This is a genomic window from Cryobacterium sp. 10I1 (assembly GCF_035019805.1).
Classification (GTDB): domain Bacteria; phylum Actinomycetota; class Actinomycetes; order Actinomycetales; family Microbacteriaceae; genus Cryobacterium; species Cryobacterium glucosi.
The window spans coordinates 1-12,192 of record NZ_JASJVF010000089.1 but is presented as its reverse complement, the minus strand read 5'-3'; the positions used below and the strand labels follow the sequence as shown (position 1 = coordinate 12,192).

Annotated in this window: 11 protein-coding genes and 1 pseudogene; 5 read left to right on the top strand and 7 right to left on the bottom strand. The window is 68.8% G+C overall.

The features are described 5' to 3' along the window. Positions 1-119: 119 nt before the first annotated feature. Positions 120-350 (top strand): annotated as a pseudogene (locus tag QN345_RS09685) (response regulator); the annotation flags it as partial. 161 nt (positions 351-511) lie between these two features. On the opposite strand, the gene QN345_RS09680 reads toward QN345_RS09685, so the two are convergent. From QN345_RS09680 to QN345_RS09650, 7 genes are all read right to left on the bottom strand, one after another. Next, a complete protein-coding gene (locus QN345_RS09680) occupies positions 512-1,759 on the bottom strand; it encodes an RNA polymerase sigma factor (protein ID WP_323508606.1) in 1,248 nt (415 codons plus the stop codon). Continuing rightward, positions 1,756-2,133: a YciI family protein gene (locus tag QN345_RS09675; protein ID WP_134558712.1), complete on the bottom strand. Its 378-nt coding sequence runs from the start codon at positions 2,131-2,133 to the stop codon at positions 1,756-1,758. The genes QN345_RS09680 and QN345_RS09675 overlap by 4 nt, the downstream gene beginning before the upstream one ends. Before the next feature lie 67 nt (positions 2,134-2,200). Continuing rightward, the gene (locus tag QN345_RS09670) at positions 2,201-2,938 is read right to left on the bottom strand and encodes a PIG-L deacetylase family protein (RefSeq protein ID WP_134561798.1); all 738 of its coding nucleotides are present in this window, start codon (positions 2,936-2,938) and stop codon (positions 2,201-2,203) included. Continuing rightward, positions 2,935-4,182: a glycosyltransferase gene (locus QN345_RS09665; RefSeq protein WP_322140679.1), complete on the bottom strand. Its 1,248-nt coding sequence runs from the start codon at positions 4,180-4,182 to the stop codon at positions 2,935-2,937. Before QN345_RS09665 ends, QN345_RS09670 begins: the two co-directional genes overlap by 4 nt. Before the next feature lie 55 nt (positions 4,183-4,237). Further along, positions 4,238-5,467: a multidrug effflux MFS transporter gene (locus QN345_RS09660; RefSeq protein WP_322140680.1), complete on the bottom strand. Its 1,230-nt coding sequence runs from the start codon at positions 5,465-5,467 to the stop codon at positions 4,238-4,240. After that, entirely contained in the window at positions 5,464-6,288 is an 825-nt protein-coding gene (locus QN345_RS09655) for an aldo/keto reductase (RefSeq protein ID WP_134561799.1), read from the bottom strand. Before QN345_RS09655 ends, QN345_RS09660 begins: the two co-directional genes overlap by 4 nt. 76 nt (positions 6,289-6,364) lie before the next feature. Then, on the bottom strand, positions 6,365-6,955 hold the full coding sequence (locus tag QN345_RS09650) for a TetR/AcrR family transcriptional regulator (RefSeq protein ID WP_134447203.1): 591 nt from the start codon (positions 6,953-6,955) through the stop codon (positions 6,365-6,367). Positions 6,956-7,124: 169 nt separating this feature from the next. Between QN345_RS09650 and QN345_RS09645 the strand changes: the two genes are divergently transcribed. From QN345_RS09645 to QN345_RS09630, 4 genes are all read left to right on the top strand, one after another. Beyond that, positions 7,125-8,378, top strand: a complete 1,254-nt coding sequence (locus QN345_RS09645; RefSeq protein WP_322136320.1) for an aminotransferase class III-fold pyridoxal phosphate-dependent enzyme — start codon at positions 7,125-7,127, stop codon at positions 8,376-8,378. A 128-nt stretch (positions 8,379-8,506) separates the two neighbouring features. Beyond that, positions 8,507-10,135, top strand: a complete 1,629-nt coding sequence (locus QN345_RS09640; protein WP_134558715.1) for an ABC transporter substrate-binding protein — start codon at positions 8,507-8,509, stop codon at positions 10,133-10,135. 109 nt (positions 10,136-10,244) lie between these two features. Further along, positions 10,245-11,258, top strand: a complete 1,014-nt coding sequence (locus QN345_RS09635; RefSeq protein WP_134558716.1) for an ABC transporter permease — start codon at positions 10,245-10,247, stop codon at positions 11,256-11,258. Continuing rightward, positions 11,255-12,130: an ABC transporter permease gene (locus QN345_RS09630; protein ID WP_134447197.1), complete on the top strand. Its 876-nt coding sequence runs from the start codon at positions 11,255-11,257 to the stop codon at positions 12,128-12,130. Before QN345_RS09635 ends, QN345_RS09630 begins: the two co-directional genes overlap by 4 nt. Positions 12,131-12,192 lie beyond the last annotated feature (62 nt).

The window sequence follows — 12,192 nt, the reverse complement described above, 5'->3', positions numbered from 1 at the left end:
GGGCGGGGTCGCCACCCCCCTCCACTCTGCCCGGTCGATCCTCGCCGATTCCCCCCACCCCGGGGCTGCGCATCCTGCTCGCCGAGGACAACGTCATCAACCAGAAGGTCGCTCAGTTGATGCTCGCGCGCGGCGGCCACCGCGTCGACACCGTGAGCGACGGGCTCGAGGCCGTGCAGGCCGTCGGAGCCGTCGCGTACGACGTCGTGCTGATGGACGTGCACATGCCCGTCATGGACGGCCTCGAGGCCGCGCGCCGGATCCGGGGTCTCGGTGACAGCATCCGCCAGCCCGTGATCATCGCTCTCACCGCGAGTGCGACCACGGAGGCGAGGCAGGCGTGCCTCGAGGCGGGCATGGACCTTTACCTCACCAAGCCGATCCGGCCGGCCGAACTCGCGGAGACGCTGGCAACGGTGACGGGGGCGGGAACCGTTCTCGGCGACTGCCCGGATGCAGCCCCCATCGCTTCCCGTCCTGACGATGCCGTGATCGACTACGAAGTCCTCGGCTATCTCGACGACGTCGGCGCGGAAACCAAGGGCTGGCTGCTCCGGAGCTTCGCCGGCCAGGGCGAGAGCAGGCTGCGCGCGATCAGCGCCGGGATCGAAGCCCTCGACCACGAGCACGTGGTGGAGCTGGCGCACCGCCTCCGCGGGAGCAGCGCGACGGTCGCCGCGAGCGCCACCCGGGCGCCGAGCGTGGGCGCGATCCGCACGAGCGCGCCGTAGAGGGCCAGAAGCGCCGGCCGGTCGGTCTCGCCCGAGCGAGCCCGGTCGCAGTGCACCGACTCGATGGCCGCTTCCACCTGGAATCGTCCGATCCGGTCGAAACCGTGGGCCCGCCGGAGCAGCATTTCCCCCTGCCGGATCAGCTCGCGATCCCACCTGGCCGGATCCTGGTCGTCGAGGGCGATCGTTGATCCGTCCGGTGCGGCGCGTGCCGGTGCCCGGGACAGCGAGAACGACAGCAGCGCGGCAAGGCCGAGCACCTCGGGCTCGCGCGGAAGCAGGGCCGCGAGCACGGTCGCGAGGTACAGCGACTCCGCCGCAAGCGACTCACGCACACTCGGCCCGGCAACACCCTGCCAGTCGATCGCATAGGCGCCGTAGATCGCCTCGAGCACCGCGGGGAGCCGCCCGGAGAGTTCGCTCAGCCCCGGCACGGTGAAGGGGATCCGCGCGTCCCGAATCCGCCGCTTCGCCCGCACGAGGCGCTGCGCCATCGTGGATTCGGGCAGCGAGAAGGCCACCGCGATCCGGGCCGCGTCGAAACCGAGCACCGTCTGCAGCATCAGGGGCGTGCGAATGCCGGGATCAATCGCCGGGTGCGCGCAGACGAAAAGCAGTTCAAGGCGCTTGTCGGGGATCTCATCGGGGTCGACGTCGTCGAGCGAGAGCGGTGCGGGCGGATCGAGCGACCCAGAGAGTCCGAACAGCACGGTCGGGTCGAGCGGCACGGTTCGGCGCACGGCGGTGGACTTCCAGCGGTCGCGGAGACGATTGCGCGCCACCGTGAGCAGCCACCCCTCGGGGTTGCCGGGAATGCCGGCCGCCGGCCACCGGGTCAGCGCCTCGAGGAAGGCATCCGCAAGGGCATCTTCGGCGGACGGGATGTCGCCGCCCGGCGCCGCGAGCAGCGCGAGCAGCCGGCCGTAGGACTCCCGGGCGACGGATTCCGCCCGCGCCCTGGCCGTGTCCCTGGCTGCGTCCGTGGCTGCGCCCGCGGCGGCTGCGTCGTGCGCGCCCGCTGCGGTCATTCCTGGCCGCGCCATGCTCCGTCCCGGAAGATGATTGCCGACGGACGGATCTCGACAGCCCCGTACTGGGCGGCGGGGCACTGTTCGGCCCATGCGATTGCCGCATCGAGGTCTGGCACCTCGATCACGAAGGTGCCGTTGAGGCGCTCCTTGGTGTCCGCGAACGGGCCGTCCTGCACCCGGAGCGCGCTGTCGCGCACGGTGACGGTCGTCGACGCGGACACGGGCTGCAGGATGTCGGCCGAGATGAGTACCCCGGCGGCGTCGAGCGACTTCCCATAGGCATCGAAGGCCGCGCGTCCCCATTCCATCATCTCGTCGCTGATGTTGGCGTCTTCGGCTTCCTGGCTGATCACGAGCAATGAGTAACGCATCAGACTTCCCTTCGTCGTTGTGATACTGACACCACAATGACGAGCGAGCACGCCCCGAATCGACACCTCAGCGGGCGCGCAACCCGATCGACGTCGTGATCGCCTCATGCTGGCCACCGGAATGCACAAGATGCAGGCCGTCGCCGGTGACCGTGAGCTGGCTCCGGTAGCAGCGCAGGGCGGCCGTCGTCACGGCGCGACGGGCCTCGAGGTCGAGCCATTCGGCATCCGCTGCCGGATCGAGCACGATCTCGGCGAAGGGGGTCTGCCCGGCGAGGCATGCCGCACGGGCCGCCTCGTGCATGCGCACGTGGTCGGGGTGGCCGTAACCACCGCCGTGGTCGTAGCTGATCACGAGGGCGGGCCGCACGTGCCCGATGAGCGCCACGACATCGGCCGTGACCTCGTCGAGGGGAGCGACATAGAGGGCATCGGCGTCGGCGTCCGCGGCCGGACCGGCGAGTCCCTCCCGGATCCAGCTCATGCCCGAGTCACGGTAGCGGCGCGGCGGCCGTCCTTCGGCGCGCGCGGGAGCCTGGCCGAGCCAGAATCGGTCGGCGATCCCGAGGACCTGGGTGGCTCTGTCCAGCTCGTCCTCGCGAACGCGTGCGAGCGCCGCGGTGCCCTCGAGCCCGGACAGCGGCCCGGCGACGACTTCGCCGCGCTCGCCACGGGAGGCGGTCAGGAGCGACACCCGGGTGCCGCGCGCGACGAGTTCGGCTGCGAGGGCTCCGGTGGTGAGGGTTTCGTCGTCGGGGTGCGCGTGCACGAGCAGGACGACCGGGAGGCCGTCGAGGATGCTCACGCGATCCGCAGCCCGCGTCGGTCGTCGTACTCGTCCGCGGAGCACGGCTCGAGCAAGCCCCGGTACACGTCCAGAAGACCCCGCGCGCTGCGCGGCCAGTCGAGGCGTTCGGCGCGGGCGCGGGCGTCGACGGACAGCCGGCGGGCGAGGTCGGGATCGCCGAGCAGGGTCGTGATCGCCGCGCCCCAGGCCTGCGGGTCGCGGGAGCCGAGCACGATCCCGGTGTCGCCGTCGAGCACGGCTTCGCGGAGGCCCCCTGACGCGGAGGCGACGACGGGCACTCCGCTCGCTGCCGCCTCGAGGGCGACCAGACCGAAAGTCTCCGAGTGGGAGGGGATCAACACGACCCTGGCGTCGCGGAACAGCGCCGCGAGATCGGCGCGGGTCTGCGGGCCGAGGAATCGTACGGTGTCGGCGATCCCGTTCCGTTCGGCGAGGTCACGGAGGCCATCGATATAGCCGTCGAAGTCGCCGGAGGCGTCGCCCGCGATGATGAGCTCCGGCCGGAGTGCCGCAGGGACCGCCGCTATCGCCTCGACCGCGAGGTCGAGTCCCTTGAGCGGCTGCAGGCGGGCGGCGACGATCGCGTAGCCGGGGTCCTGCTCGGTAGTGCGGATGCCCGGCGCCGGGTGGAAGAGCTCTGCGTCGACCCCGGGGGAGACCACGAAGATCCGCTCTGGCGAGCCGCCGAGCCTGGTCACGATCGTGTCGGCCTCGGCGTTGCTGATCGCGACGAGGGCGTCGGATTCGCGGGCGAGCCAGGCTTCGCCGCGCATCCGCCCCGGTGACTCCGGCCGTTCGCCGGCCGAGAGCGGCGTCGAGGGGTCTGCGGCGATGCTGTGGAAGCTCTGCACGTGCGGGATGCCGCGGCCCTGGGCGAGCGGGAGCGCGGCCATGCCGGAGAACCAGTGGTGCGAGTGGATCACGTCGTAGTCGCCGAGGGCGGCCAGGCCGACCCGGAATTCGTCGATGACCGCCTCGTGCGCCCCCTTGCTGATGGGTTTCGCCGGCCCGGCCTGAAGGAAGCGGAGGGTGAGGCGCGGTGCGAGGACGACGGCGTCGGGAAGTGTGGCCGAGGACCGGCGGGTCACGATGTCGACGGTGTGGCCGGCAGCGGCCATGGCCTCCGCCTGCTGGCGCACCACGACGTTCATGCCGCCGGCGTCCCCGGATCCAGGCTCGTCACCCGGCGAGGTGTGCAGGGAGACGAGGGCGATGCGGAGGCGGGAGGCTGCGGGGGACACCCGTGAATCTTAACGCAGTCGCCTGAACCCGCCCTGCCGAACTCCGTCGAATGGGTCAGCGGGCGAGGGCCGGCACAGATCGCGGCCGCACGAGCCACCACAGGGCCGCGCTCGCGAAGACGGCGCAGGCGAGCATGACCGCTCCCATTCCGAGTGCGTCACCGGTGATGAACACCCCGACCAGCGGAGTGACGATTCCCGCGACGGTGAAGTTCATTGCGCCGAGCAGCGACGCCGCGAGTCCGGACTCCGCCCCGTGGGGTGCGAGGGCGAGGCCCTGCACGCAGGGAATGCAGACCCCCACGGCCATGATCGAGAACCAGAGCGGGATGACGACGAGCGGAAGCCCCCAGCCCCAGACGGCTGCGGTGCAGATCACCAGGGCGGACATCACGAGCACGGTCGTGCTGAGGGCCAGTAGCCACTGCGGGGCCAGCCTGCCGGCAAGGCGCGCCCCGAGCTGGGTGCCGAGCACGAAGCCGAGGGCGTTCACCGAGAACAACAGCCCGTACTGCGCGACCGAGAACGCGTAGACGCCCTGGAACAGAAACGGTGAACCGGCGAGGTAGGCGAACTCGCCTCCCCAGACGAAACCGCCGACCAGGGCGAGTCCGAGGTAGCGGCGGTCCCGGAGCAGCCTGCCCATCCGACCCGGCAGCGCACGGATGCCCGACTGGATCCGGTTCTCGATCGGCAGGGTTTCCCGGATGCCGATCACCGAAGCGAGGGCGATCACCGCACCGTATGCGGCGAGCACCACAAAAATACCCCGCCAGTCGATCCACTGCAGCAACTGCGAACCCAGGATCGGCGCGACGATCGGGGCGAGCCCGTTGACCATGCCGAGCCGGGACAGCATCCTGAGCATCGGGATTCCGGAGAAGAGGTCACGCACGAGCGCGAGCGACACGACGCCGCCGGCCGCCGCCGCCGCGCCCATCAGGAAGCGGAAGGCCGTCAGCGCCTCGACGTTCGGGGCGAACGCGCAGGCAAGAGACGCGAGGATGTGGACGAGGGTCGCGACGATGAGCGGCCGGCGCCGACCGATGACGTCGCTCCAGGGGCCGACAACGAGCTGGCCGACGGCGAGGCCGATGGTCGTGGCCGCGAGGGTGATCTGCACGGCCGACTCGGAGGTGTGCAGTGCCGCCGCGACCGCGGGGAAGGCGGGCAGGTACAGGTCGATCGTGAACGGCCCGAGCGCGGTCAGGGCGCCGAGGATGAACACGTACCGCAGGCGGTGACCCCGGCTGAGCAGTTCGCCCGGGTGCGCGGACGCGGTCATGCCCACTCGTAGTACGACTCGTCGACGCGACGGCCGACAGAGAGAGAGTCGATGGTCGCCATGTCTTCTGCGTCGAGTTCGAAGCCGAGGATGTCGATGTTCTCCCTGATCCGGTCGGCGGACGCCGACTTGGGCAGGGGAACGGTACCGAGCTGCAGGTGCCAGCGCAGGATCGCCTGCGCCTCCGTGACCCCGTGCGCCCGCGCGATCGAGGCGATCTCGGATGTGCCGAGGGCGAGGCCGCGGCCGAGCGGCGACCAGGCCTGGGTCACGATGCCTCGCTCGGCGTGGAAGGCGCGCAGCTCCGGCTGTGAGTGCAGGGGGTGCAGTTCGATCTGGTTCACGCTCGGGACCGTCCCGCCGAGCGCGATCACCTCCTCGACCTGCTCCCGCGAGAAGTTGGAGACGCCGATCGACCGCGCGGCACCGGAGCGGTTGACGTCTTCGAGGCCGTCCCAGGCCCGCAGGTGAGTTCCGACGGAGGACACCGGCCAGTGCACCAGATACAGGTCGACGTAGTCGAGTCCGAGGCGATCGAGGCTGTTCCTGGCTTCCTCGCCCGCGGTCAGGTGGTGCGTGTTCCAGAGTTTCGTCGTGACGAAGAGCTCCCCGCGGGGAATACCGCTCCGGCGGATGCCGATACCGACGCCGCGCTCGTTGAGATAGACGGCGGCCGTGTCGATCGAGCGGTACCCGGCGGCGATGGCCGCTTCGACCGCACGAGCGGTCGCCTCGTCGTCCATCGCGAAGACGCCGAAACCGAGTTGCGGGGTCGTCGCCCCGGTATTGAGAGTGATCCTGGGGAGTCGGGTCGGCGGCATGGGGCGCTCCGTTCGGTCGCATTATTATCGGACGAGCGTCCAATATAAAGCGAGCCTAGCGTCTTGCCGCGTGGGCTCAGGCCCGGATGCGGGCAATCAGGTCGTCGGCGAGCTGCTTCTGAAGCTCCGGAGTCATCAGGTCGGGGAACAGTACCGACTGCAGCGAGATCCCGTCGATGAACACCAGGATCTGGTCGACGAGCAGTCCGAGATTCGTGTCGACGGCCAGGTGCCCACCCGCCGCGGTCGACGTCAGCACCCCGAGCCACCAGTCCCGAGCGACCTGCGCGGACTCCTGCCGGACCAGCTTGAGGCGGGGATCGTTGAGTGCCCTGCCGATGTAGCTGATGTCGATGACGGCCTCGATCCGCCGGTTCTCGTCCATCGGCAGCGTCTCATACAGCGTGGCCCTGAGTGCCTCGATCCCGGTTGACCGGCCGATCTTCTCCTCGACGCGGCGGAAGACCCGGTCATAGGCCAGGCGGTGGGCCTGAACGAGGATGTCGTCCTTGTCTGCGAAATAGTGGGCGAGCACGCCGCTCGAAACGCCGGCTTCCTTCGCGATCTGGCGCACCGTGGCCGCGTCAAGTCCGCGGGTCGCGATCACCCGCCAGGTGGCCTCGAGCACCTCAGCGCGCCGTTCCTCGTGGTCGACAATCTTCGGCATGTGTTGTGTCTCTTCCTCGTTCGCCCCAGTCGACTGCGGGAACCCATCGGCGAGTCCCCGGTTTTTGGACGCATGAGTTAATTTACTCGCTTGTAACAGGGCAGAAACTTATTTCGGACGCGTGTCATAAAAACTGTGAGGACAGCACAGACGAGGAAGTGAGCCAGGGATGACCATCACAGCACCACAACAGATCGAACTGCCCCTTGACGCCGCCCTGCGAGCCCGCGCGGGGAAGGTCATCCCAAGCGGGATGTACGGGCACATGAACGTGGCCCTGATGCCGTCGGGGTTCCCCCAGTTCTATGCGGAGGGCAAGGGCAACCGCCTCTGGGACGTCGACGGAAACGAATATCTCGACTTCATGTGTTCCTTCGGCCCGATGATCTCCGGCTACGCGAACCCGGTCGTCGACGCGGCAGCGCTGGCCCAGCAGAAGCGCGGCGACGCCCTCGGTGGCCCGACCGCACGCATGGTCGAGCTCGCCGAACTGATGGTCGACACCGTCGCACACGCCGACTGGGCCATGTTCGCCAAGAACGGCACCGACGCCACGAGTCTCGCGGTCACGATCGCCCGGGCGGCGACGGGTCGGAAGAAGCTGCTCAAGGGCGGCACGGCCTACCACGGCGCGAATGCCTGGTTCAATCCGAACCCGCTCGGCAGCACGCCGGAGGACCGCGCAAACATCATCGACTTCGAGTTCAACGACCTCGCCTCGCTCGAGGCTGCCGCAGCCGAAGCCGGCGGTGATGCCGCGGCGATCATCCTCTCTCCATTCCGGCACGACGCCCCCGGCTCCACAGACCAGTACATCGTCGACCCGGCCTTCGCCAGGGGAGTGCGGGCGCTGGCCGACCGGATCGGCGCCGTGCTGATCATGGACGAGGTCCGCACCGGCTTCCGACTGCACACCGGCGGCGCGTGGGAACCGCTCGGCATCGATCCAGACCTCACCGCCTTCAGCAAGGCAATGGCGAACGGCTACGCGATTTCGTCGGTCGTCGGCATCGACTCCCTCCGCCAGTCGGCCGCCGACATCTTCGCGACCGGATCGTTCTGGTACGCGGGTGCAGCGATGGCGGCCGCGATCGCCAACATCGGCCTGCTCAAGGCGACCGACACCCCCGCCCAGATGAACCGGGTCGGCCAGCTCCTGCGCGACGGACTTCAGAGCCAGGCCGCCGCGCACGGCTTCACGGTCTTCCAGAGCGGGCCGCCCGTGATGCCGTTCCTGCGCTTCGAGGACGACGAAAGCCTCGCGACAGCCGCGGCCTTCACCGACGCGGCGGTCCGGCGCGGCGTGCTGCTGCACCCCGCGCACAACTGGTTCCTCTCCACCGCGCACACCGAAACGGATGTCGCGTGGGCGCTCGAGCGCACCGACGACGCGTTCGCCGAGACGCGCGCCCTGTTCGGCTGACCCGTTCGACTGACCCGTTCAGCTGCCACCATCGCCACCCTTCCACCATCAGCACCCAGGCTCCGACGCTGCAGCCACCTTGAGAACCGGCGGGACGGCCGGGTCCGCAACCAACAGAGGAGACTCACGTGCACACGAAACAACGCTCCACCCGCTTCAAATGGCGCTCCCTCGTCGCGATGGCCGCGACCGCAACCCTGCTGCTGACCGGCTGCAGCGTCGGAGCGGCCACGACGGCTGTCGCGAAACACGATCTCGTGATCGCGAGGGCGATGGACCTGACGACCCTCGACCCCGACCGCGGCTACTGCGACACCTGCCAGATCGTCTTCACGGCACTCTACGACCGGCTCGTGATCGTGAGTCCAGAGGACTCGAAGACCCTTCAGCCCGGGCTGGCCTCGACCTTCACCGCGAACGCCGACAACACCCAGTTCACCTTCGGACTCGACCCAGCGGCGACCTTCTCGGACGCCTCGCCCGTCGAGCCGAAGGACGTCAAGTGGAGCCTGGAGCGCCTCGCCAACATCAAGGGCAGCGCCTCCTACCTGCTCGCGGGCATGTCCTCGATCGACACCCCCGACGCGAAGACCGTGGTCGTCAACTTCGCGGCGCCGAACTCCGCGTTCCTCGCGATCGTCGCGGCGTCGTACCTGGGCATCGTGAACAGTGACGTCGCCAGCGAGCACGGTGCATCCGCCGCGGCCGACGCGTCGACTGCGGACACCGCAGAAGACTGGTTCCTCTCCAACTCCGCGGGAAGCGGCCCGTACATCCTCGACAGCTACACGGCCAACAGTGCCGTGAAGCTCACGGCGAACCCGAACTACTGGCGCACCAAGCCGACCTTCGACACCGTGACGCTCAAGGAGGTCACCGACTCGAGCTCGCAGCTCCAGCAGCTCCAGCAAGGTGACGTCGACATCGCCATGCAGATCAGCCCAGACGCCCTGGACCAGCTCAAGAACACCCCGACGGTCACGACGGCGGCCGTCGATTCGTTCAACTACACATACATCGCCCTGATGCCAGGTGCAGAGGGCGGGGCTCCCCTCGCCGATGTCCGGGTGCGGGAGGCGATCAAGGACGCCATCGACTACGACAACATCGTCAAGACCCTCGTCGCAGGCTACGGGAAGCTGCAGGGCTCTCCGATCCCGAACGGCTTCGAGGGAAGTGAGAAGGTCGCCCTGCCGAGCTACGACGTCACGAAGGCGAAGGCGCTGCTCGCAGAGGCCGGCTACCCGGACGGCTTCACGATCAGCTCGACGTACCCGAAGATCGTTGCATACGGCGTCGACCTCGACCTGCAGATGCAGGCCATCCAGCAGAACCTCGCTTCGGTCGGCATCACGCTCGAACTGACGCCGGTCGACTTCAGCCAGTGGGCCGACGTCATCGGCGGCAAAGGAACCCCGATCACGGCCGTGTACTTCGCCCCTGACCACACGGACTCGAGCCAGTACGTGCAGTACTTCGGCCTGATCCCGAACGGCGGATACGTCGCCAACTTCGCCTCTCTGGCCGGCAAGACGGTCAACCAGGCCGAGGTCGACGGGCTCACGACTGCGCTCGCCCAGACCGGAGCGGAGCGCACGGCGAGCTACCAGGCGCTCGCCCAACTGATGGCCGACGACGTCAATATCCTGCCGATCGTCAATCCGCAGTTGATCATGGCCCACGCGAGCGACATCACGGGGGTGACGTACAGCCCGTGCTGCAACGTCGACCTCGGGGCGCTCGGGCTCACGAAGTAAGCCACTGCCCAGCGACAGTGCGGGGCGCGGACCCGGTCCACGCCCCGCACTGTCGCCCTGTACCGTCGCCCCGCACTGTACCGTCGCCCCGCACTTTACGGAGTTCCAGATGCTTCGCTTCATCCTCAAACGGATCGCCATCCTGCCGCTGCTCCTGCTCGGCATCGTGACGATCGCTTTCGTGATCTCGCGGCTGTTGCCGGCGAATCCGATCGCCTCGCTCGTCGGCGAACGCAACCTCAACAATCCCGAGATCGTCGCCGCCGCCAAGGCGCGCTGGGGCCTCGACCAGGACCTCTTCACGCAGTACCTGAACTATCTCGGTCACCTTTTCCAGGGTGACCTCGGCACCTCCTTCAGCACCAAATCGAGCGTGACGAGCGACCTGCTCAGCCGTCTTCCGGCCACGATGGAGCTCACGATCGTCGCCCTCCTGATCGGCACACTCGGCGGCATCGCCCTCGGCGTGATCTCGGCGAGCCGGAAGGACCGCTTCGCCGACCACCTGAGCCGGTTCTTCTCCCTGCTCGGATCGTCCCTCCCGGTCTTCTGGACCGGCCTCGTCTTCCTCTTCGTCTTCTACGCCCAGCTCGGCGTTCTCCCCGGCCCCGGCCGGCTTTCGGCCAGGATCGAACCTCCCGCGAACGTCACTGGCTTCTACACGGTGGACTCACTGCTCGCCGGCAATATTCCGCTCTTCCTCGACGCGGTCAGCCACCTGATCCTCCCGGCGTTCATCCTGGGCTGGGGGCTGGTCGGCACGATCAGCAGGCTGGTCCGCGCCTCGATGCTCGATGAGATGCACGCGGACTACGTGCGCACCGTGCGCGCGAAGGGCCTCAGTGACGGGTTCGTGATGCGGCATCATGTGCTGCGCAACTCGCTCACCCCGGTCGTCACCATCGTCGGCTTCGCGTTCGGCGCGCTGCTCACCGGTGCCGTGCTCGTGGAGCAGATCTTCTCCTGGAACGGGATCGGCTCGTACGCCGTCGGCGCCACCCGCACCCTCGACTACCCCGCCATCAACGGGGTCACCCTCGTCGGCGGTGCCATCTTCCTCCTGGCCAGCCTGGCCACCGACATCGTGTACGCCGTCGTCGACCCGAGAGTGAGGCTCGCATGACCGCGATCTCGTTGCCCAGCCTGGCCGGAAACGCCCGCGACCTGTGGAAGCGCGGGTCGGCATCCGCCTGGCTGCGCCCACCAATGATCTTCGGATACGTCGTGCTCGCCTTCTGGATCGTCGCCGCCGTCGGCGTGCAGTGGATCGCGCCGTACGACCCGATCAAACAGGTGGGCGAACGGCTGCTCGCGCCCAGCGGGACGCACTGGTTCGGCACGGATGCGCTCGGTCGCGACGTTTTCAGCCGCACCCTCTACGGTGCCCGCTATTCGCTCCCGATCGCCGCGGTCGCGATCGTCGTCTCGGTGACGATCGGCAGCGTGCTCGGCGCCGTGGCCGGCTACTTCGGCGGCTGGGTGGATGCCGTGATCATGCGCATCGCGGACATGACGATGGCATTCCCCGCGATCCTGCTCGCGATGGCGGTCGCCGCCTCGCTCGGCCCCGGCCTGAACAACGCGTTGATCGCGATCGTGATCGTCTGGTGGCCGATCTATGCCCGGCTGATGCGCGGTCAGGTGCTCTCGATCAAGCAGCGGGAGCACGTCGAATCGGCCGTGGCGATCGGGGCGAGCGGTCCACGGATCCTGTTCCGGCACATCGTGCCGCAGTCGCTGACGCCGATCCTGGTCAACGCGACCATGGACCTCGGCCAGGTCATCCTGCTGGTCGCCTCGCTGAGTTTCCTCGGCCTCGGCGCCCTGCCGCCCACGCCGGAGTGGGGTGCGATGATCACCGACGGCGCCAAGAACTTCTATCAGCCGTGGATCGCCGCGGCCCCCGGGTTCGCGATGCTCACGATCGTGCTCGCGATCAACTTCATCGGCGACGGCCTGCGGGACGCCCTCGACGTGAAGGCCACCCGCCGCTGAGTCGCCGGCAGCACAACAGGAAGCGGGGGGGGGGCGGGGGGGGGGGGGGGGGGGGGGGGGGG

What these genes read in the sequence shown, in the direction of transcription:
- QN345_RS09630 (WP_134447197.1), top strand. Translation starts at nt 11,255, where the DNA reads ATGACCGCGATCTCGTTGCCCAGCCTGGCCGGAAACGCCCGCGACCTG.
- QN345_RS09650 (WP_134447203.1), bottom strand. Translation starts at nt 6,955, where the DNA reads ATGCCGAAGATTGTCGACCACGAGGAACGGCGCGCTGAGGTGCTCGAG.
- QN345_RS09675 (WP_134558712.1), bottom strand. Translation starts at nt 2,133, where the DNA reads ATGCGTTACTCATTGCTCGTGATCAGCCAGGAAGCCGAAGACGCCAAC.
- QN345_RS09645 (WP_322136320.1), top strand. Translation starts at nt 7,125, where the DNA reads ATGACCATCACAGCACCACAACAGATCGAACTGCCCCTTGACGCCGCC.
- QN345_RS09655 (WP_134561799.1), bottom strand. Translation starts at nt 6,288, where the DNA reads ATGCCGCCGACCCGACTCCCCAGGATCACTCTCAATACCGGGGCGACG.
- QN345_RS09635 (WP_134558716.1), top strand. Translation starts at nt 10,245, where the DNA reads ATGCTTCGCTTCATCCTCAAACGGATCGCCATCCTGCCGCTGCTCCTG.
- QN345_RS09680 (WP_323508606.1), bottom strand. Translation starts at nt 1,759, where the DNA reads ATGACCGCAGCGGGCGCGCACGACGCAGCCGCCGCGGGCGCAGCCACG.
- QN345_RS09660 (WP_322140680.1), bottom strand. Translation starts at nt 5,467, where the DNA reads ATGACCGCGTCCGCGCACCCGGGCGAACTGCTCAGCCGGGGTCACCGC.